Origin of the sequence: Arthrobacter sp. UYEF3, assembly GCF_040546245.1 — a bacterium.
Taxonomy (GTDB): Bacteria; Actinomycetota; Actinomycetes; order Actinomycetales; family Micrococcaceae; genus Arthrobacter.
In genome coordinates this window covers 19,706-40,153 of record NZ_JBEPNK010000017.1, presented here as the reverse complement: position 1 = coordinate 40,153, position 20,448 = coordinate 19,706, and the positions used below count along the sequence as shown (strand labels likewise).

17 protein-coding genes are annotated in these 20,448 nt (G+C 67.3%); 4 read left to right on the top strand and 13 right to left on the bottom strand.

The window, feature by feature from the left end; translation table 11 throughout:
* Nucleotides 1–23: 23 nt before the first annotated feature.
* From ABIB14_RS12665 to leuA, 3 genes are all read right to left on the bottom strand, one after another.
* A complete protein-coding gene (locus ABIB14_RS12665) occupies nt 24–854 on the bottom strand; it encodes an isoprenyl transferase (protein WP_354236241.1) in 831 nt (276 codons plus the stop codon).
* Between the two features lie 2 nt (nt 855–856).
* Nucleotides 857–1,612 carry a DNA repair protein RecO gene (gene recO, locus ABIB14_RS12660; RefSeq protein WP_354236240.1) on the bottom strand — a complete coding sequence of 252 codons (756 nt, stop codon included), beginning with the start codon at nt 1,610–1,612 and terminating at the stop codon, nt 857–859.
* Nucleotides 1,613–1,725: 113 nt separating this feature from the next.
* Nucleotides 1,726–3,465, bottom strand: a complete 1,740-nt coding sequence (gene leuA, locus ABIB14_RS12655) for a 2-isopropylmalate synthase (RefSeq protein ID WP_354236239.1) — start codon at nt 3,463–3,465, stop codon at nt 1,726–1,728.
* Nucleotides 3,466–3,714: 249 nt separating this feature from the next.
* Between leuA and ABIB14_RS12650 the strand changes: the two genes are divergently transcribed.
* Nucleotides 3,715–5,667: a M13 family metallopeptidase gene (locus ABIB14_RS12650; protein WP_354236291.1), complete on the top strand. Its 1,953-nt coding sequence runs from the start codon at nt 3,715–3,717 to the stop codon at nt 5,665–5,667.
* 1 nt (nt 5,668) lies between these two features.
* Here ABIB14_RS12650 and ABIB14_RS12645 read toward each other — a convergent pair whose 3' ends face one another.
* The 5 genes from ABIB14_RS12645 to ABIB14_RS12625 form a co-directional block, all read right to left on the bottom strand.
* Nucleotides 5,669–7,255 carry an LCP family protein gene (locus tag ABIB14_RS12645; protein ID WP_354236238.1) on the bottom strand — a complete coding sequence of 529 codons (1,587 nt, stop codon included), beginning with the start codon at nt 7,253–7,255 and terminating at the stop codon, nt 5,669–5,671.
* A gap of 134 nt (nt 7,256–7,389) precedes the next feature.
* Nucleotides 7,390–8,349 carry a GTPase Era gene (gene era, locus ABIB14_RS12640; protein ID WP_354236237.1) on the bottom strand — a complete coding sequence of 320 codons (960 nt, stop codon included), beginning with the start codon at nt 8,347–8,349 and terminating at the stop codon, nt 7,390–7,392.
* Nucleotides 8,333–9,664: a hemolysin family protein gene (locus ABIB14_RS12635; RefSeq protein ID WP_354236236.1), complete on the bottom strand. Its 1,332-nt coding sequence runs from the start codon at nt 9,662–9,664 to the stop codon at nt 8,333–8,335. Before ABIB14_RS12635 ends, era begins: the two co-directional genes overlap by 17 nt.
* Nucleotides 9,661–10,134, bottom strand: a complete 474-nt coding sequence (gene ybeY / locus ABIB14_RS12630; protein WP_354236235.1) for an rRNA maturation RNase YbeY — start codon at nt 10,132–10,134, stop codon at nt 9,661–9,663. Before ybeY ends, ABIB14_RS12635 begins: the two co-directional genes overlap by 4 nt.
* A complete protein-coding gene (locus ABIB14_RS12625; protein WP_354236234.1) occupies nt 10,131–11,219 on the bottom strand; it encodes a PhoH family protein in 1,089 nt (362 codons plus the stop codon). The genes ybeY and ABIB14_RS12625 overlap by 4 nt, the downstream gene beginning before the upstream one ends.
* Nucleotides 11,220–11,523: 304 nt before the next feature.
* On the opposite strand from ABIB14_RS12625, the gene ABIB14_RS12620 reads away from it, so the two are divergent.
* Nucleotides 11,524–12,453, top strand: a complete 930-nt coding sequence (locus ABIB14_RS12620) for a GerMN domain-containing protein (RefSeq protein ID WP_354236233.1) — start codon at nt 11,524–11,526, stop codon at nt 12,451–12,453.
* Between the two features lie 32 nt (nt 12,454–12,485).
* On the opposite strand, the gene ABIB14_RS12615 is transcribed toward ABIB14_RS12620, so the two are convergent.
* The 3 genes from ABIB14_RS12615 to hrcA all read right to left on the bottom strand — a co-directional run bounded on the left by ABIB14_RS12615 (nt 12,486) and on the right by hrcA (nt 15,492).
* A complete protein-coding gene (locus ABIB14_RS12615; RefSeq protein ID WP_354236231.1) occupies nt 12,486–13,253 on the bottom strand; it encodes a 16S rRNA (uracil(1498)-N(3))-methyltransferase in 768 nt (255 codons plus the stop codon).
* Between the two features lie 2 nt (nt 13,254–13,255).
* Entirely contained in the window at nt 13,256–14,383 is a 1,128-nt protein-coding gene (gene dnaJ / locus ABIB14_RS12610) for a molecular chaperone DnaJ (RefSeq protein WP_354236230.1), read from the bottom strand.
* Between the two features lie 95 nt (nt 14,384–14,478).
* Nucleotides 14,479–15,492: a heat-inducible transcriptional repressor HrcA gene (gene hrcA, locus ABIB14_RS12605; protein WP_354236229.1), complete on the bottom strand. Its 1,014-nt coding sequence runs from the start codon at nt 15,490–15,492 to the stop codon at nt 14,479–14,481.
* A gap of 279 nt (nt 15,493–15,771) precedes the next feature.
* Here hrcA and ABIB14_RS12600 point away from each other — a divergent pair, with 279 nt between their 5' ends.
* Nucleotides 15,772–16,626 carry a DUF3097 domain-containing protein gene (locus ABIB14_RS12600; protein ID WP_354236228.1) on the top strand — a complete coding sequence of 285 codons (855 nt, stop codon included), beginning with the start codon at nt 15,772–15,774 and terminating at the stop codon, nt 16,624–16,626.
* Between the two features lie 122 nt (nt 16,627–16,748).
* Nucleotides 16,749–17,168, top strand: a complete 420-nt coding sequence (locus ABIB14_RS12595; RefSeq protein WP_354236227.1) for a DUF4870 domain-containing protein — start codon at nt 16,749–16,751, stop codon at nt 17,166–17,168.
* A 26-nt stretch (nt 17,169–17,194) separates the two neighbouring features.
* Here ABIB14_RS12595 and hemW read toward each other — a convergent pair whose 3' ends face one another.
* Together hemW and lepA are read right to left on the bottom strand one after the other, a co-directional pair.
* Nucleotides 17,195–18,433 carry a radical SAM family heme chaperone HemW gene (hemW, locus tag ABIB14_RS12590; RefSeq protein ID WP_354236226.1) on the bottom strand — a complete coding sequence of 413 codons (1,239 nt, stop codon included), beginning with the start codon at nt 18,431–18,433 and terminating at the stop codon, nt 17,195–17,197.
* A gap of 2 nt (nt 18,434–18,435) precedes the next feature.
* Nucleotides 18,436–20,289 (bottom strand): translation elongation factor 4, encoded by a 1,854-nt coding sequence (lepA, locus tag ABIB14_RS12585; RefSeq protein ID WP_354236225.1) that lies wholly within the window; start codon nt 20,287–20,289, stop codon nt 18,436–18,438.
* Nucleotides 20,290–20,448: the final 159 nt, after the last annotated feature.

The following is a 20,448-nucleotide window of genomic DNA, read 5'->3' as shown; positions in this document are numbered from 1 at the left end:
GCAGTGCCGGCCGGGGACCCGGGTCAGGCCGGGCCGGCCGGGGCCGCCGCGTCCACCGCGCCGCCGTAGCGGCGGTCCCGCCGGGCGTAGATTTCTACGGCATCCCACAGCGTGCGCCGGTCCACGTCGGGCCACAGCGTGTCAAGAAAGACGAATTCAGCGTAGGCGGACTGCCAGAGCATGAAGTTGGAGAGCCGCTGTTCGCCGGAGCTCCGCAGGAACAGATCCACGTCGGGCAGATCGGGCTCGTCCAGGTACTTCTGGATGGTCCGTTCGGTGATGGCCGCGGGTTTGAGCCTGCCCGCGGCCACCTCCTCTGCGATGGCGGAGACGGCGTCGGCGATTTCAGCCCGGCCGCCGTAATTAACACACATGTTCAGGGTGCAGGTGCTGTTGGCCCGGGTATAGTCCTCGGCCTCTTCGAGTTCCCGGATCACCGAACCCCAGAGCCTGGGCCTGCGTCCGGACCAGCGGATCCGGACGCCCCAGTCGTCGAGCTGGTTCCTTTGCCGGCGCAGCACGTCCTTGTTAAATCCCATTAGGAAACGCACTTCCTCGGGCGAACGGCGCCAGTTCTCGGTGGAGAAAGCGTAGACGCTGACGTGCTCAATGCCGAGTTCGATGGCCCCGGCCATGACGTCCAACAGGGCCGGCTCTCCCGCCTTGTGGCCTTCGATCCGGGGCAGGCCGCGCTGGTTGGCCCAGCGGCCGTTGCCGTCCATCACGATCGCGACGTGCCGGGGTATGAACTCGGCCGGGATGGCGGGCGGAACGGCACCGGAGGCGTGCGGGTAGGGCGCCACCACCGGGGTGCTGCGCCGGCGGACCGGATTCTTCTTCTTACCCAAAGCCACAGTTAAGTTCGCTCCACATGTTTGAGGGATTTCAGGACACGTTCCAGGTGCCACTGCAGGTAGCTTGCCACCAGCCCGGCGGCCTCGCGGCGGTGGACCGGCTGGGACGCGTCTGCCGCCGGCCAGTTGCCGGTCAGCAACGCTCCCAGCAGCAGCACCGTGTCCGCGGCGGGCGCGGGTGAACCCGGCGGCCGGCAGTCCGCGCAGACCATGCCGCCCAGCGGGGCGGAAAACGCCGTGTGCGGTCCGGGCGCGCCGCAGCGGGCGCACTTGGTGAAGCTGGGTGCCCAGCCGCCGGTGGACAGCGCGCGGAGCAAATACGAATCGAGGATCAGCTCCGCGGCGTGGTCGCCGCGGCTCAGCGACGCCAGTGCCCCGACCAGCAGATTGTACTGGGCGGTTCCTGCTTCGCCGTCGACGTCGGTGAGCTTCTCGGCCGTCTCGGTCATCGCGGCTGCTACGGTGTACCGGCCGTAGTCGGCGGCGATGCTGGAGCCGTAGGCCCCCTTCGCGACAGCCTGCGTGACGACGTCCAGGGTGCGTCCGGAGATGAGCTGGAGGTCCGCGACCATGAACGGCTCGAGCCGGGCGCCGAAACGGCTGCTGGTGCGGCGCACACCCTTGGCGACGGCCCGGACCTGACCGTGGTGCTTGGTAAGCAGGGTGATGATGCGGTCCGCTTCGCCAAGCTTATGGGTGCGCAGGACCACGGCGTCGTCGCGGTAGGCGCGCGCGGCATAGGAGGAAGGTTGGGCCACAGTTAATCTTCGCACTGTCTCCGGGGAACCGCCGCCATCGGGGCACGCCGCGTTGCGCCGCCGGGACATCCGGCGGCGCGACGCTTGGCGGTATCGTTTAGGCGCCGTACCGTTTAGGCGCGGGCGTCCCGGATGGCACGGTTGACGGCGGAAATGACTGCCTTCAGCGACGCCATGGACGTGTTCGCGTCGATCCCGACACCCCACAGCACCCGCTCGCCCACGGCGCATTCGACGTAGGCCGCTGCCTGCGCACTCCCGCCCTCGGACAGGGCATGCTCGCTGTAGTCCAGCACGCGGACGTCAACGCCGTCCTCACCCAGGATGCTGAGCAGGGCCGCGATCGGACCGTTGCCGGTCCCGGTGCGGCGCAGCGGCTTGCCGTCCACCTTGAGCGCGGCGGTCAGCGTCATGATGCCGTCCTCGTCGGACTCGGTGCTGACCGCGCCGAGCGCGTAGCGGCCCCACTGGGCTTCGGCGGCGGCGGAGGGCAGGTACTCATCCTGGAACGTCTGCCACAGCTGGGCGCCGCTGACCTCGCCGCCCACCGTGTCGGTGCGGCGCTGGATGACCCCGGAGAACTCGATCTGCGCGCGCCGCGGCAGGTCCAGGTTGTGCTCGTTCTTGAGCAGGTAAGCGACGCCGCCCTTGCCGGACTGCGAGTTGACCCGGATTACGGCCTCATAGCTGCGGCCGAGGTCCTTGGGGTCGACCGGCAGGTACGGGACCTGCCAGGCGTAGTCCGCCACATCCTTGCCGGCGGCCGCCGCGTCCTTCGCCAGGGCCTCCAGGCCCTTTTTGATGGCGTCCTGGTGCGAGCCGGAGAAGGCGGTGAAGACCAGGTCCCCGCCGTAAGGCGAGCGTTCCGCCACGGGCAGCTGGTTGCAGTACTCCACCGTGCGGCGCACGTCGTCGATGTCGGAGAAGTCGATCATCGGGTCCACGCCCTGGACGAACATGTTCAGCCCCAGGGTGACAAGGTCCACGTTGCCGGTGCGCTCCCCGTTGCCGAAGAGGCACCCTTCGATCCGGTCGGCACCGGCCAGGTAGCCCAGCTCGGCCGCCGCGACGCCGGTGCCGCGGTCGTTGTGCGGGTGCAGGGAGAGGATGATGCCTTCACGCGGGTGCAGGTGGCGGCTCATCCACTCAATGGAATCGGCGTAGACGTTGGGGGTGGCCATTTCGACAGTGGCCGGCAGGTTGATGATCACCTGCCGGTCGGCGGATGCCTCGAAGACGTCGGCGATCGCGTTGCAGACACGCACGGCGTAGGCGAGTTCTGTGCCGGTGAAGGACTCCGGCGAGTACTCGTAGGTGATGTGGGTGTCTTGGAGGGTTTCCTCGTACTTCTTGCACAGCCGGGCACCCTGAAGCGCGATGTCCAGGATACCGTCCTCGTCCTGGTTGAAGACGACCCGGCGCTGCAGCACCGACGTCGAGTTGTAGAGGTGCACGATGGCCTGCTTGGCGCCCACCAGGGACTCGTAGGTCCGCTCGATCAGGTGTTCGCGGGCCTGGGTCAGCACCTGGATGGTGACGTCGTCCGGGATGTGGCGGCCCTCGATCAGCTGGCGGACGAAGTCAAAGTCCGTCTGCGAGGCGGAGGGGAATCCTACTTCGATCTCCTTGTAGCCCATCCGGACCAGCAGGTCGAACATTTTCATCTTGCGAGCCGGGCTCATCGGATCGATCAAGGCCTGGTTGCCGTCACGCAGGTCCACGGCGCACCAGCGCGGGGCCTTGGTGATGACTTTGTCAGGCCAGGTGCGGTCCGGCAGTTCGACCGTGATCAGGTCCTGGAAGGGGACGTAACGGTGGACCGGCATTCCTGAGGGCTGCTGTGCGTTTCGCATGACTATCGGGGCCTTTTCTCTGATTCCTGGTGAAGGGAGGCCGGGGCAACACTAACTCCGCAGCGAGGGTTGGCCTTGCGCTAGATTGCGTCCGGGGCCTCGCTGCGGCAGCTAAGAAGCAGTTCTGCGCGCACATTTTCACAGTAACACGGGTGCGTAAGATGAAGGAGCCATACCTCATACACGTCCACCATGCAGACGCTGTTCCGGTCCCAGGCCGGGTACAGCTTCCCCTTCGAAGGAGCAGCAGTGCCGCTTTCCGGGATTGACCAGTCCTCTATCGACGCCGGCGTCCGTCCCCAGGACGACCTCTACCGGCACTTCAACGGCGGCTGGCTGAAGCGCACCGCCATACCGGACGACCGGCCGCTGGAGGGCACTTTCACGGCCCTGCGTGACGACTCGGAACTGGCGGTCCAGGAGATCATCCTGGCGGCGGCCGGCCGCGGCGAGGCAGCGTCCGGCATCGAACGCAAAATCGGTGAGCTGTACAGCAGCTTCATGGACGAGGCCGGAGTGGAGGCCAAGGGCGCGGAGCCGATCCGTGCACGGCTGGCCGAGGTATTCGCCACCGGCTCGGTGGCCGCACTGGTCCAGCTGGCCGGGCGGCTGTTCCGTGCCGATGTCTCCGGTCTTTTCTACATCTATCCGGCGCCGGATGCGGGCAACCCGGACCGGATCCTGCTCTACACCGGCCAGGGCGGCCTGGGACTGCCGGATGAGTCCTACTACCGCGACGAGAAATTCGCCCCGATAGTCGAGGCCTACCGCGACCACGTCGGCACCATGTTCCGGCTGGCCGGCGTGGGCGACGCCGAGGCAGCGGCCGCCAGGGTGGTGGAACTCGAGACCTCCCTGGCCTCGCACCACTGGGACAAGGTCACGCTGCGTGATCCGCAGAAGACCTACAACCTGAAGTCGGCCGAGGAGGCCGCCCAGCTTTTTCCGCTGCTCTCCGCCTGGTTCGACGCGGCCGCGATCGCCCCGGAGAAGCGGGCCGAATTGGTGGTCAGTACCCCGGACTTCTTCGCGGGCGCGGCCGGTCTGCTGGAAACGGTGCCGCTGAACGTCTGGCAGGAATGGCTTGCCTTGCGGGTGGCCAGCGCGGCGGCGCCCTACCTGTCCGCCGCGTTCGTGGATGCGAACTTTGCCTTCTACGGCACCACGCTCAGCGGCACCCCGCGCAACCGGGACCGCTGGAAGCGGGGCGTCGCCGTCGTCGAGGCGGCCCTGGGCGAGGCGGTCGGCCAGATCTATGTGGCCCGGCACTTCCCGGAAGGCCACAAGGAGTCCATGCGCGCCCTCGTGGGGAACCTGATCGAGGCGTACCGCGGATCCATCACGGACCTGGCCTGGATGGGCGAAGAGACCAAGCTGGAGGCGCTGAAGAAGCTCGATTCCTTCCGCGCCAAGATCGGCTATCCGGACAAGTGGATCGACTACTCCGCGGTCGTGATCGACGAGGCGGATCTGCTGGGCAACGTGGAGCGCGCCCACAGCGCCGACGTGGACCGGCACCTGGACGAGGTCGGCAAGCCCGTGGACCGGGAGAAGTGGCTGATGACGCCGCAGACCGTGAACGCCTATTACCACCCGCTGCTGAACGAAATAGTGTTCCCGGCCGCCATCCTGCAGCCGCCGTTCTTCACTGCCGACGCCGACGACGCCGTGAACTACGGCGGTATCGGGGCGGTGATCGGCCACGAGATCGGCCACGGCTTCGATGACCAGGGCTCACAGTACGACGGCAGCGGCCTGCTCCGGAACTGGTGGACCGAGGCCGACCGGACCGCTTTCGAGTCGCTGACGTCTCGGCTGGTGGCCCAGTTTGATGCTCTCTCCCCGGCGGAGGCGGCGGGCCAGCACGTCAACGGCAAACTGACCCTGGGCGAAAATATCGGCGACCTTGGCGGCCTGACCATCGCGTACAAGGCGTATCTGATCAGCCTCGACGGGGCGGAGCCGCCGGTGCTGGACGGGCTGACCGGGCCGCAGCGCTTCTTCGCCTCCTGGGCAGCGATCTGGCGGCAGGTGATCCGCAGCGAGGAGTCGGTCCGGCGGCTCGCCACCGATCCGCACTCCCCCAACGAGTTCCGCACCAATGACATCGCCCGGAACCTCGACGCCTTCCACTCGGCGTTCGGGACCGGCGAGGAGGACGCGATGTGGCTGGCGCCCCGGGAGCGCGTCAGCATCTGGTAGCTCAGCGCGTGATCAGTGCCGGGTTTGCCTGCTGGCAGACGGCGTCGCCGGCCGTCTGGTTGACGATGTCCTTGGGCAAAGCCACCGGAGCGTCCGACTGCTGGGCGCCGCCGGTGTAGTCGCTGCCCACGTAGACCTGGACTCCCGCGACCCCGGCCGCCGGGAGCACCTGCGAGGCCGGGATGCCCAGCAGTGCGGCCACATCCGCGGCCACGTCAGCGAAGTTCGCGCCGTAGTACACGGCGGTGGTCGCCATAGCCCTGGCGTTCAGCTGACCCGTCTGCGTGAAGCCGCCCGCGTTAAGGGCGGCCAGCAGTTCATTGGCCCGTGCCGGGTCGCCGGAGCCGTTGGCCACGGTGACGGGCTGCAGCGCCTTGTTGTAGGCAGAAGCTGCAGCAGCCTGACTGGCCGTCGGCTCGGCGCTGGCCGGCGCACCGGCAGTGGCGCCGGCGGAGGCTGTCGGGGTGGCATTAGGGTCGGTCAGGTCCACGTCCTTGCGCATCGCCGCGAACAGCTGCGAAGCGGCGGGCTCGGCCAGCTGCAGCCGGTTGCTGTCGGAGACCGCGGGTTCTGTCGGAGTGGCCACGAAGGCCACCTTGCCGACGTCGATGTTCTTAAGCCGGCCGCCGACGGTCAGCAGGGTCGGGACGGAAGCCAGGCCGTCGTCGATCGTCAGGTTCTTGGTGATCGCATCGGCGATGCCGAGCATCCGTGCCGGGTTGGAGAAGGTGCCGTCGTTCTTGATTTTGCGGGTAAGGGAGCTCAGGAAACTTTGCTGGGCCTTGATCCGGCCGAGGTCACCGCCGTCGCCGAAGGCGTGCCTGGTACGGACAAACGAGAGGGCCTGCTCGCCCTGGACCGTGGACGTGCCCTTGGCCAGCCGAAGCCCGGAGTCGGGGTCGTAGATGGCGTCACTGACGCATACATCGACGCCGCCGACCGCGTTAGAGAGTTCCTTGACGGCATTGAAGTCGGCCATCATGAAGTGGTCGATCTCCAGGCCGGTGAGCCTGTTGACGGTGTCCACCGCGCAGCCGATGCCGGCTTCGGACATCGCCGCGTTGATCATGACCCCGGTCTGGGCCGGATACTCCTGGTTGGTTTTCGGATCCTTGCACTTCGGGATGTCCACCAGGAGGTCCCGCGGGAAGCTGATCACGTTGACCCGCTTGTTGTCCGCCGAGATGTCCATCAGCATCATGACGTCGGAGTGGCCGTAGCCGGTGGAGTCCGCGGCGCCGCCGTACTGCGCGTTCTTGCCGTCGCGGGTATCCGAGCCGAGGATCAGGATCTGCATCCGGCCGGTCGCATCATCCGGGGCTGCCTCGGTCCGGGCGTTGCCGGCACCGAGGGCCTGCGTGCTGATGTTCCCCTGCAGCCGGATGAACCAGTAGGCGCCGAAGGCGACCACTCCGACAAGGAGCACCGAGATGACGATGGTGGTGGCCTTGAGCCACACCGGCGTCCGCCGGACGGCGCCAAGGTGGCGTGCGGGGCCTACGGAATGGCCTGAAGTGTGCCGGGCAGCGGCGTTGGACCGAACCGGCGGGCCGGTTCCGTCGGCGCGCTTGTCGCGGGGTCGAGCCACTGGTGGTGCCTTCCTTAGCGAACGGGAGTCAAGCCATTTTAGTGTCCCAAACTGGGAGAAACCCGATGGGAATGCCGGAACCGGGCCGCGGATCCGATCCGGTCCCGGTCTGCCTGGCCGTCGCCGGCCCGGGCCTAGAAACCCAGCTTGACCAGCTGCTTGGGATCGCGCTGCCAATCCTTCGCGACCTTCACATGCAGGTCCAGGTAGATGCGGGCGCCGAGCAGCGCCTCGATCCCCTTGCGCGCAGTGGTGCCGACCTCGCGGAGCCGTGCGCCGCCTTTGCCGATGATGATGGCCTTCTGCGACGGTCGTTCCACGTAGAGGTTGACCCGGACATCCAGGAAGGGCCGGTCCTCGGGGCGGCCTTCCCGCGGGACAATCTCATCGACCACGACGGCCAGGGAGTGCGGAAGTTCGTCGCGGACGCCCTCGAGGGCAGCTTCGCGGATGAGTTCGGCGATCATCACCGCTTCGGGCTCGTCCGTCAGGTGACCGTCCGGGTAGAGCGGCGGCGACGGCGGCATGTGGCTGATCAGCACGTCGGCGACGGTAGTGACCTGGAAGCCGTCGGTGGCGGAGACCGGGACAATGTCCTTCCAGCCCTCCTCGCCCAGCACCTCGCGGCCCAGTGCGGCGACGGCCAGCAGCTGCTCGGTCAGGGCCTGGCGGTCCACGGTGTCCGTCTTCGTGACGACCGCGATCACCGGCTTGTTCCCGACGGCGGCCAGCTGTGCGGCGATGAACTTGTCCCCGGGGCCGATCTTCTCATTGGCCGGCAAACAGAAGCCGATCGCGTCGACCTCGGCCAGGGTGTCCGCGACGAGCTCGTTGAGCCGCTTGCCCAACAGCGTCCGGGGACGGTGCAGTCCCGGGGTGTCGACCAGGATCAACTGCGCATCGTCGCGGTGCACAATGCCCCGGATGGTGTGCCGGGTGGTCTGCGGCTTGGCCGAGGTGATGGCCACCTTCTGCCCGACCAGGGCGTTGGTGAGAGTGGATTTGCCCGCATTGGGCCGCCCCACCAGCACCGCGAACCCGGCCCGGTACCCGCCGAAAGGTGCTTCGCCGTCGGACTTATTCTGCTTGCTCACGTGGGACTCCCTGTTGCGTTGATTCGGCCTCGTCGAAAAGGTCTTCAAGGTCAGTTTCTTCCTTTGGCACCGCGGCCGCAATGATGTGGCTGACGCGGTTCCGCCGGCCTTCGAGCCGGTCGGCCCGCAGCCGCACGCCGTCGACGGCGACCGTGCTGCCGACGATCGGCACCCGGCCGAGGGCCTTTGCGAGCAGGCCTCCGACGGTGTCCACCTCGTCGTCGTCGAGTTCCAGGTCGAAGAGCTCGCCGAGGTCGTCGATGCTCATCTTGGCGCTGACCCGGTAGCTGCCGTCGCCGAGGTCCACGGCTTCCGCGGCTTCGGTGTCGTATTCGTCCACGATCTCCCCGACGATTTCCTCGATCAGGTCCTCGAGCGTCACGAGTCCGGCGGTGCCGCCGTACTCGTCGATCACGATCGCGACGTGCGTGGATTCCTTTTGCAGCTCGCGGAGCAGCTCGCTCACCGGTTTCGAGTCCGGCACGTAGCGGACCTCGCGGGCCAGTTTGTCGACCACCGGCGGTTCCTCGCCCGGGGCCAGGTTGTGGATCACGGCGGCGGCGTCCTTGAGGTACACGATGCCGAGGATCTGGTCGGTGTCTTCGCCGATGACCGGGATCCGCGAGTAGCCGGAGCGCAGGAACAGCGACATGGCCCGGTGCAGGCTGGAACCGGAATCGATGCACAGGATGTCGGTCCGGGGCACCATGACGGAGCGGACGAGGGTGTCGCCGAAGTCGAAGACCGACTGGATCAGCTCGGCCTCGTTGTCTTCGATGACGTCGGACTCGCTTGCGCGTTCGACGAGCTCCCGGAACTCCTCTTCGCTGAAGAAGGCTTCGTTGTCCGCGGGCGCCCCCGGTGCGACGGCGCTGCCGAGGGTGACCAGCCAGCCGGGAATCGGTCCGAGTACCCAGCAGAGCCACCGGATCAGCGGCGCGGAAAAGCGGACCACCCCGGCGGAGTGAACCCGGCCCAGCTGGCGCGGGGACACGCCCACGAGCACGAAGCCGACCAGTGCCATGATGCCGGTGGCGGCCAGGCCGGCGAGCCAGACGTTGTCGAGCAGGCTGTGCAGCAGCGCGGTCACGGCCACCGCGGAGGCCATTTCGAACCAGATCCGCCAAAACCGCAGGGCGCGCATATGGGCTACCGGCTGGGCCATGATCCGTTGCAGGGCGGTGCCGCGGCTAAGCAGGATCGCGTGTTCGGCGTCGTGGCGGGGAAGGAAGTTAAAGGCGGCCTCGGCCGCGGTCAGCACGGCGGCGAAGCCGAGGAAGACCAGCGCCATGCCGGCCAGGATCAGTGGGGTCACTGCATCGTCTCTGCCGGGGCGTCCCTGCCGGTGAAGCCGGCCAGCAGTTCGCGCTGCAGCCCGAACATCTCTTCCTTTTCCTCCGGTTCCGCGTGGTCAAAGCCGAGCAGGTGCAGGATGCCGTGAGTGGTGAGCAACAGCATCTCGTCCTGGGTGGAATGGCCGGCGTTCTTCGCCTGCATCTCGGCCACCTGGGGGCAAATCGCAATGTCGCCCAGCATGCCCTGCGGGGTCGGCTTGTCCGGGGTGCCGGGGGTGAGTTCGTCCATCGGCACGGACAGCACGTCCGTGGACCCCGGCTCGTCCATCAGTTCGATGTGCAGCTTCTCCATTGCCGGTTCGTCGACCAGCAGGATGGACAGCTCCGCCTGCGGATGGATGAACAGCCGTTCGAAGACGAACCGGGCCAGCGCCACCAACTCAGCTTCGTCGACCGCGACGCCGGACTCGTTGTTGACCTCGATGCTCATGCGTGTTCCCCCCGGTTATCCCGGGCGACGGAATGCTTCACCCGGTTCCTCTGTTTCTCGTCCCAGATGCTGTACGCGTTCACGATGTCGCCCACCAGCCGGTGCCGGACGACGTCGGAAGCGTCCAGGACCGTGAAATTGACGTCCTCGATCCCCTGCAGGATGTCTTCGACGATCCGCAGCCCGGAACGCGTGCCGAAGGGCAGGTCCACCTGGGTAACGTCGCCGGTAACCACCATCTTGGAGCCGAAGCCGAGCCGGGTGAGGAACATTTTCATCTGCTCGGGTGTGGTGTTCTGGGCCTCGTCAAGGATGATGAACGCGTCGTTGAGTGTACGTCCGCGCATGTACGCCAGCGGCGCCACTTCGATCGTGCCGGCGGCCATCAGGCGCGGAATCGATTCCGGGTCCATCATGTCGTGCAGCGCGTCGTAGAGCGGACGCAGGTAGGGGTCGATCTTGTCACTGAGCGTGCCGGGCAGGAAGCCGAGCCGCTCCCCCGCCTCGACCGCGGGCCGGGTCAGGATGATCCGGCTGACTTCCTTTTGCTGCAGCGCCTGGACGGCCTTGGCCATGGCCAGGTAGGTCTTGCCGGTGCCGGCCGGGCCGATCCCGAAAATCACCGTGTTCGTGTCGATTGCGTCCACATAATTCTTCTGGTTCAGGGTCTTGGGCCTGATGGTCTTCCCGCGGCTGGAAAGGATGTTAGTGGTCAGCACGTCCACCGGGTTCTGCAGCGTCTGGGTGCGCAAGAGCGAGACGAGCTGTTGCAGCACGGAGGGGGTGATGACGGTGCCCCTGGCCACCAGGCCGCGGACCTCGTTAAGCAGCCGCATGATTCTCGGCACTTCGGCGGCCGGGCCGCTGATGGAGAGCTCGTTGCCGCGGACGTGGAAGTCGACGGCGGGAAACTGGCTTTCGATGAAGCGCAGGGCCTCGTCGTGGCTGCCCAGGGTCTGCACCATCTGGTCGGAGTTGTCGAACAGGACCACCTCCGTCCGCTGACCTGGGAGGGAGTGCGGAAAATCCGCTGCGGTGCGCCCGCCCGGGCTGATCCGGGCCTTGCCGTTGGCTGCTTCAGTCATGGTGGTAGCCCGCGGGCTTCTGGTCCCCTCCAGTTGGGAAATGGTCTTCCCATCTTACGCCAGCGCAGCCTTGCGCCGGGGCCGTGCGGCCGCCGCCGGGGTGTTAGGTATCAACTTCATATCGTCCTCATATCGTTCACGTTGCAGTTCGCCGGGCTGCCGCGGAATGCCGTCCGGAGCCCCTGTGCCTTGTGTAATGCTGGATTGGACCATCCGCGGGCCGCGGCTATCCCTGGTACGGGGGAAGCGTGCGCGTGGAGGTCACCGGCACAGCGAAGGGATATCGGCAATCAGCCAGCGTGTAGTGGACAGGGCGGAAGTGGGCCGGCGAGCGTTTCGCGGGGCCCTGCTGCTGGTGTTGCCCGCTGCCTTGGCGCTGTCCGGTTGCGTTGCCACCCCCCAGCCTGGCATCACCAATTCGGATACGCCCTCCCGGACGGTGCCGGGCCCGGCCGCCGGCAGTGCCGTCACCAGTGCGCCGCTGGAGTCCGCGCAGGCTTCCAACAAGGCTCCGGTGTACTGGATCGGGCGCAGCAACAACAATGTCTTCCTGTACCGCGAATTCCGGGACGCGTCCGACCAGGACAACCCGGTGACCCGGGCCTTGCGGGTGATGATGTCCCAGAAGCCGCTGGATCCTGATTTCTTTACCCCGTGGCAGAACCCGAAGAAGCTGGCCACGTCGATTTCCGGCAAGAATGTCATCACGGTGGACGTTTCCGCCGACGCGTTCAACAGCAACCTCGACGCCGACATGGCCGAACGCGCGATCCAGCAGCTTGTTTACACCGCCACCGCGGCCGCTGCCAGCGCCGGCCTGACCGATACCGGCCAGCAGATCCAGGTGGTGATCCTCGTCGACGGACATACCGACTATGTCGCCTTCAACCGGGTCCGGCTCGGCTCCCCGACGTCGCGCAGCACCGGGATGGTGGCGCCCGTCTGGATCATCGATCCGCAGGAGGGCGCTCAGCTTCCGGGCGGCACAGTGAAAATTTCCGGCCGCTCCACAAACCCGGGCGGCAAGCTGCGCTGGGAGATCCTGCGGGTGGATGGCAATGCCAAGAGCCCCTACCTGAACGGCACCACCACAGCCGACGCCGCGCAGAGCGGCCTCTTCAACATTGCTCTGAAACTGGGACCCGGGAGTTACGAGGCGCGGGTTTCCCAGCTTGATGCCGGCAGCAACGTCGAGGACCTGAACGTGGATACCCGCGGTTTCACCGTGCGCTAAGCCGGACGGCCCCGGCGCTGCCCGGTCGGCGCCTACCAGCGTCCCAGTATGTCGCTTGCCAGCACGGTGGCCGCGGGTCCGGCGGTGGAGGAGCGCAGCACGTGGCGGCCCAGCAGCGCGGTCACGGCTCCGGCGTCGCACAGCCTCGTGACCTCGCGGGGGCTGATGCCGCCCTCGGGTCCCACAATCAGCAGCACCTCGCGGGGGCTCCCGGCGTCGAGGTCCTGGTGCCAGGCTTCCAGCACCTGGCGCAACGGCCGCACCGCGTCTTCGTGCAGGATCACGGCCAGCTCCGCGGAAGCGACGGCAGCCTGCAGGCCGGCTCCGTCGACGGCGGCGCGGACCTCCGGGATCCAGGCGCGGCGCGCCTGCTTCGCGGCAGCCGTCACCACCGACTGCCATTTGGCGTGCGCCTTCGCCGCACGTTCTGGCTTCCACCGCACGATTGACCGCTCCGCCTGCCAGGGGACGACGGCGTCGATCCCCAGTTCCGTGGCGGTTTCGGCGCCGAGCTCGTCGCGGTCCCCCTTGGCCAGCGCCTGCACGAGGACCAGCCTGACGTCAGGCCGGGCCTCCGTGCTGACCCCGCTGCACCGAACCGTCAGCTCCTGGGGCGCGACGGCCGTGACGGTGCCGGTGATGCGCGTGCCCGCGCCGTCGGCGATGTCGACCGCCTCCCCGACGGCCAGCCGCTTGACGGTCACCGCGTGGCGCGCTTCGGCGCCTTCGAGGACGAACGTGGAGCCCGGGACCTGCTGGGCCAGGCTTCCTGCCGGGCTGAAGAAGACGGGGTTACTCACCGCTACAGGTTACCGAGCCGGTCCCGCAGCTTCGCGAAGACGCCGCCGCTGGCGGCCAGCTTCCCCTCGGTGTACTGCTCGCCGCGGAGTTTGGCCAGCTGCCGCAGCAGGTCTTCCTGGGCGGCGTCGAGCTTGGCCGGGGTATCCACCTGCAGGTGGACCTTGAGGTCGCCGCGGCCGTGGCCGCGCAGGTGCGTGACGCCCAGGCCGCGGAGCGTGATCATCTCGCCCGACTGGGTACCCGCCTTGACGTCGATTTCCTGTTGGCCGTCGAACGTATCGAGGGTCAGCTCAGTTCCCAGCGCTGCCGCGGTCATCGGGATGTTGAGACTGGCGTGCAGGTCGTCACCCTCCCGCACGTAGGTGGCGTCGTTGTTGACCCGGATCTCCACGTACAGGTCGCCGGACGGACCGCCGGCAGGTCCCGCCTCGCCCTGGCCGGAGAGCTGGATGCGTGTGCCGGTGGCGACGCCGGCTGGGACCTTCACGGTGAGCGAGCGTCGGCTGCGGATGCGGCCCTGGCCGGCGCACTCGTTGCACGGGTCCTTGATCACGGTGCCGAAGCCCTCGCAGCTGCCGCAGGGTGCCGTTGTCATGACCTGGCCGAGGATGGAGCGCACGGCGCGCTGGACCTGGCCGCTGCCGCCGCAGATGTCGCATCGTTCGGGGTGGGTTCCCGGGCGGCAGCACGAGCCTTCACACGTAGGGCAGGTGACAGCGGTGTCCACTTCAAGCTTCTTGTTGACGCCGAAGACGGCGTCACGGAGCTCGATCCGGACGCTGATCAAGGCGTCCTGGCCGCGCCGGACGCGGGACGCGGGACCGCCCTGGCCCCCTGCGCCGCCGAAGAACGTCTCAAAGATGTCCTGGAAGGCGAAGCCCTGGCCGGCGTACCCGCCGCCGAAGCCGTTGTCGTTACCGTTCTCGTTGCCCGTGGTGTCGTAGACCCGGCGCTTCTGCGGGTCGGAGAGCACCTCATAGGCGTGCGTGACCGCTTTGAAGCGGTCGGAGGCGTCGTCGCCGGGGTTCACATCCGGGTGCAGGGTCCGCGCCAGCTTGCGGTAGGCCTTCTTGATTTCTTCCCCCGTCGCTTCGCGGGAGACTCCAAGAACGTCGTAGTGGCTGCTCAAAATGTGTATCTCTTCCTGGTTGTGCTGCCGGTAATCGGCAAGAAGTCTGGTGTCTGGGGGTTGGTGTCCGGGATTTGATGCCCGGGCCGGATCCTTTAGGGCCCGAGGATCCTTGACAGGTACCGGGCCACCGCGCGGACGGCCGCCATGGTGGTGGGATAGTCCATCCGGGTGGGTCCCAGCACCCCGACCTTGGCCGTGGCGTCCGGGCCGTAGCCGGTGGCCACCACTGAAGCTTCGGAAAGCCCGTCATACGGGTTCTCCCGGCCGATGCTTACAGTGACGCCGCGCGGATCCTGCGCCATGTCACTGAGCAGCCGCAGCATCACCACCTGTTCCTCGAGTGCCTCGAGGACGGGCCCGATGCTCAGCGGGAAGTCCACGTTGGAGCGGGCCAGGTTGGCCGTCCCCGCCATAACCATCCGTTCCTCCCTGCTGCTCGCGGCCAGCGACTCGAGTCCCCGGGCAAGGGCGTGGGCGGCGCCGCGGCGAACCGGCGGACAGCTGTCCGCCACGGCCTGCAACGACTGCGCCAGCAGGCTCAGCGGGGTGCCGGAAAGCCTGCCCAGGAACAAGGTCCGTAGTTCCGCGAGGGCATCGTCACCGACGTCCTGGCCGACGTCGATCACCCGCTGCTCCACTTTGCCGCTGTCCACAATCAGCACCGTCAGCACCTTGCGGGGGGCCAGGAGCACGAACTCAATGTGCCGGACGCGGGCCCGGCTCCGGAGCGGATACTGCACGACGGCGACCTGGTTGGTCAGCTGCGCCAGCAGCCGCACGGTGCGGTCCAGCACATCGTCAAGGTCGTCGGAACCCTCCAGCAGGGCCTGGATGGCGCGGCGCTCCGCCGGAGACAGCGGTTTGACGGCCGAAATCTGGTCCACGAACAGGCGGTAGCCCTTGTCGGTGGGGATCCGGCCCGCGCTGGTGTGCGGCGCCGTAATCAGGCCCTCGTCTTCCAGTGCAGCCATGTCATTGCGGATCGTGGCGCTGGAGACGCCCAGATGGTGCCGCTCCACCAGCGCCTTGGATCCTACGGGTTCACGGGAATGAACGTAGTCCTCGACGATGGCGCGCAGTACTTCGAGTTTCCGTGGCTCGCTCACGCTCCACCTCCAATCGACCGATATCCTGTCCCGGGTGCCGGGCGAGCGGGACGAACCGGCCCGACAACACCGCGCCCGAAAACACCGCGGTTAGCACTCGACATGTCTAAGTGCTAACCAGTCTAATATGAGTCACGCGTTGTTAGCATTGGATTCGCTGCGGGCCCGGCCGCCGGACCGGTGTTTCCGGACACACGGCGGGCCGCGCGGCCGTTCCCGGCCCCAGAATTTTCCAGTATAAATATCCGCAATTCCCGAGTGCAAAGCAGTGTGTAGCCGATGTCATACCAGAATTGGGGCCCGCAAGAGCTCTCCGCCCCCGGCAGGGCACAGTTGCCGGAAATTCCGGTGGAACGCGGCATGGTGCTGGAAGATGTTCAATCCGGCTGGGTCGGCGCAGTGACCCGGGTGGAGAAGTCGGGCGGCATGCACGTGGTGGCCCTTGAGGACCGGCGGGGCAAGTCCCGCTCCTTCCGGCTGGGCTTCGGCTTCCTGCTCGACGGCCAGCCGGTCCGGTTGATGCCGCCCGCGCCGCGGCTACCCGCCGCTGCCACCGGCGGCGGAGCGCGCACCGCCTCCGGATCGGTCCGGGTGGCCGGCCAGCGCGCCCAGGTCGCCAAAGCCAGCCGGATCTGGGTGGAAGGCAAGCACGACGCCGAACTCGTCGAAAGAGTCTGGGGCGACGACCTCCGGGTCGAGGGCATCGTCGTCGAGCCGCTGCATGGCATCGACGACCTCGCTGCCGCCGTGAAGGAGTTCGGGCCCGGCCCGGGCCGCCGCCTCGGCGTGCTGGTGGACCACCTCGTGCCAGACTCGAAGGAATCCCGGATCGCCGACGCGGTCATGGCCGCCCCCGGTGCCGCCGGCAACGTGCTGATCGTCGGGCACCCCTATGTTGATGTCTGGCAAGCCATTCGACCGGCCGTCCTGGGGATCGAACGGTGGCCGGTGATTCCGCGCGGCATTGACTGGAAGACCGGCATCCTGACGGCGTTTGGCTGGCCACACAGCACGAAGGAGGACATCGGCCTGGGCTGGCAGAAGCTCCTCGGCGCCGTCCGCAGCTACGCGGACCTGGAGCCGTCCCTCCTAGGCCGGGTGGAAGAGGTCATCGACTTCCTCACGGTGCCCTAAAGCCCTCTCCGTACTTCGTTTCACCGTCCGTGCCAGTATTCTTGAAACGACGGCCGCTGCCTTTTGTTATGGCCGCGGCTCGTACCGGCACCAACGCTCCATCGCAATCCAAAGGACGACACGTGGCAGAAGACGCACGCGAATACACGGACCATCAGGCTGGCCACGGCCAGTCGCCGTACCACGGCGTTCCCGCAAATGCCCTGCCGCTGACGGCCCGGGAGGACCGGCAATGGGCTACCTTGGCGCACTTTGGCGGCATCCTGGGCTGCATCCCCGCGCTGTTGATCTACCTGATCTTCAAAGACCGCGGCCCGTTCACGGCACAGGAGTCGAAGGAAGCCCTGAACTTCACGCTGCCGCCCACGATCGCCGCGGTTCTCGCCAACGTGTTGGTCTTCGTTCCGGTGGTAGGCAACCTGTTCGCGGTGCTGGCCACGCTCATCTGGATTGCACTGGCCTGCTACTCCGTAGCCGCCGGCATCCACGTCAACCGGGGCCAGCCGTACCGCTACGACTACAACCTCCGCTGGATCAAGTAGCCTCGTCCGGCCAACCGGACAGGGCGCTAGTCCGGCAGGATCCGGCGGACCACAGCGTCCGCCAGCAACCGGCCTTTGAGCGTGAGCACCAGGCGGCTCTTGAACGCCTCCGCCGGCTCCACGAGCCCGTCGGCGATCAGGCCGGCCACGGCGTGGCGTCCGGTGTCCCCCAGACCGCCCAGGCTCGGGATGGCCAGGCCGGTGACCAGCCGGGCCTCAAGCATGACGCGTTCGACGTTGCGGGTTTCGGCGTCGAGCGTTTCACGGCCGGCAGCGGGCGAGGCTCCTGACCCCAGCCGGGCCGCGTAGGCGCTCGGATGCTTGACGTTCCACCAGCGCACCCCGCCCACGTGCGAGTGCGCGCCCGGGCCGATGCCCCACCAGTCGTCCCCGCGCCAGTAAGCCAGGTTGTGGCGGCAGGCCTGCTCCGGTGTGCGGGCCCAGTTGCTGACCTCGTACCAGCTCAAGCCCGCCGCGGAGATCAGTTCGTCGGCCAGTTCGTACTTGGCGGCGTGGTCGTCGTCGTCGATCCCCGGGACTTCGCCGCGGCGGATCTGGGCCGCCAGTTTGGTGCCGTCCTCGATGATCAGCGCGTACGCGCTGATGTGGTCCGGGGCGTAGGACAGTGCCGTCTCCAGCGAGTACCGCCAGTCCTCCAGCGACTCTCCGGGGGTGCCGTAGATCAGGTCCAGGCTCACGGCCAGGCCCGCCTCACGCGCCCATTGGACAACCTGCGGCACCCGGCTGGGCGTGTGGGTACGGTCCAGGACCCTGAGGACGTGCGGCACGGCCGACTGCATGCCGAAGGACACGCGGGTGAAGCCGGCGTCGGCCAGCACCTGCAGGGACTCGGGGGTGACGGAGTCCGGGTTGGCTTCGGTGGTGACTTCGGCCCCCGGTTCCAGGCCCCAGGCGTCGATCGCGGCCGCCAGGATGCGGACCAGGTCCCCGGCCGGCAGGAGCGTTGGCGTCCCGCCGCCAAAGAACACCGTGCCGAGCCGGCGTTCGGGCAGGCCTGACGCCTTCAGGACCCGGCCGGCAAAGTCTACTTCGGCGACGGCGGTGCCGGCGTAGGCGTCCTGTGAGGCACCGCCGCCCAGTTCCGTCGCGGTGTAGGTGTTGAAGTCGCAGTAGCCGCAGCGCACGGCGCAGAACGGGATGTGGACGTAGAGCCCGAAGGCCCGGTCCGAGGCGCCCTGCAGTGCCTGGCCGGGCAGGAGCCCGTCCGACGGCGCCGGATCACCGAGGGGAAGAGCGCTTGGCATGGCTACTTCTTGGCCTTGTCCTTGGACTCATCCGTAGTGAGGGCGGCGATGAAGGCCTCCTGCGGCACCTCGACGCGGCCGACCATCTTCATGCGCTTCTTGCCTTCCTTCTGCTTTTCCAGCAGCTTGCGCTTACGGGTGATGTCGCCGCCGTAGCACTTGGCGAGGACGTCCTTGCGGATGGCGCGGATGCTTTCGCGGGCGATGATCCGGGAGCCGATGGCGGCCTGGATCGGTACCTCGAACTGCTGGCGCGGGATGAGTTCACGCAGTTTGCCGGTCATCATCACGCCGTAGGCGTAGGCCTTGTCGCGGTGGGTGATGGCGCTGAAGGCATCCACCTGTTCGCCCTGGAGCATGATGTCCACCTTGACGAGATCGGCGACCTGGTCGCCGTCGGCCTTCCAGTCCAGCGAGCCGTAGCCGCGCGTCTTGGACTTGAGGATGTCGAAGAAGTCGAAAACGATTTCGGCCAGCGGCAGGCGGTAGCGGATTTCCACCCGGTCCTCGGAGAGGTAGTCCATGCCGCCCATGACACCGCGGCGGGTCTGGCACAGCTCCATGATGGCGCCGACAAACTCGTTGGGCGCCAGAATGGTGGCGGACACCATCGGTTCGCGGACCTCGGCGACCTTCCCGGTAGGGTATTCGCTGGGGTTGGTGACGTGGACGATCTTCTTGTCCTCCAGGGTCACCTCATACTCAACGTTCGGGGCGGTGGAGATCAGGTCCAGCTTGTACTCGCGCTCGAGCCGCTCACGGGTGATTTCCAGGTGCAGCAGGCCCAGGAAGCCGACGCGGAAGCCGAAGCCCAACGCGGCCGACGTTTCCGGCTCGTAGACCAGTGCGGCGTCGTTGAGCATCAGCTTCTCCAACGCGTCGCGGAGCACCGGGTAGTCCGTGCCGTCCAGCGGGTAAAGGCCGGAGAACACCATCGGTTTCGCATCCGCGTAGCCCGGCAGCGAGTTGCTGGCCGGCTTGGCCAGGTTGGTGACCGTGTCGCCGACCTTGGACTGGCGCACGTCCTTAACACCGGTGATCAGGTACCCCACCTCGCCGACACCCAGGCCCTTGGACGGGGTGGGTTCCGGGGAACTCACGCCGATTTCGAGCAGTTCGTGGGTGGCGCGGGTGGACATCATCTGAATGCGTTCCCGCGGGTGCAGCATGCCGTCGACCACGCGGACGTAGGTGACGACGCCGCGGTAGGTGTCATAGACGGAGTCGAAGATCATGGCCCGGGCGGGGGCGTTAGGGTCGCCCACCGGGGCGGGGAGATCGCGGATGATCTTATCCAGCAGGACCTCGACGCCGGCGCCGGTCTTGCCGGAGACGCGCAGCACCTCGTCCGGGTCGCCGCCGATCAGGTTCGCCAGTTCCTCGGCGTACTTCTCCGGCTGGGCGGCCGGCAGGTCGATCTTGTTCAGGACCGGGATGATCGTGAGGTTGTTTTCCATCGCCAGGTAGAGGTTGGCGAGGGTCTGGGCCTCGATGCCCTGGGCGGCATCCACCAGCAGCACGGCACCCTCGCAGGCCGCCAGCGAGCGTGAGACCTCATAGGTGAAGTCGACGTGGCCGGGCGTATCGATCATGTTCAACGCGAAGCTGGTGCCGTCGACCTCCCACGGCATCCGTACCGCCTGGGACTTGATGGTGATGCCGCGTTCACGCTCAATGTCCATCCGGTCCAGGTACTGGGCCTTCATGTCGCGGGACTGGACGACGCCGGTGTACTGAAGCATCCGGTCGGCCAGTGTGGACTTGCCGTGGTCAATATGCGCAATGATGCAGAAGTTCCGGATGAGGGCCGGATCTGTTGCGGCAGGCACCGGTGCGGTGCGGGCCATGGGAGACACGCAGGGTCCTTACTGTTGGCAAAAATTGTGGGCTGTACTGATGGGCTGTTTTGGTGAGCTGTTCCACGGACGCGCGCAGCCGGTGTTCCACCTTCGCGTATTCCACCCCGCTGCGGCAGGCCGCATTTCTCGTTCCTCTAGTCTCCCACGTCCGGGCGC

Excerpts from the sequence above, each read along its gene's own strand:
- ybeY (WP_354236235.1), bottom strand. The coding sequence starts at position 10,134 with ATGAGCATCGAGGTCAACAACGAGTCCGGCGTCGCGGTCGACGAAGCT.
- hemW (WP_354236226.1), bottom strand. The coding sequence starts at position 18,433 with ATGCCAAGCGCTCTTCCCCTCGGTGATCCGGCGCCGTCGGACGGGCTC.
- ABIB14_RS12600 (WP_354236228.1), top strand. The coding sequence starts at position 15,772 with ATGTCATACCAGAATTGGGGCCCGCAAGAGCTCTCCGCCCCCGGCAGG.
- ABIB14_RS12625 (WP_354236234.1), bottom strand. The coding sequence starts at position 11,219 with ATGACTGAAGCAGCCAACGGCAAGGCCCGGATCAGCCCGGGCGGGCGC.
- leuA (WP_354236239.1), bottom strand. The coding sequence starts at position 3,465 with ATGCGAAACGCACAGCAGCCCTCAGGAATGCCGGTCCACCGTTACGTC.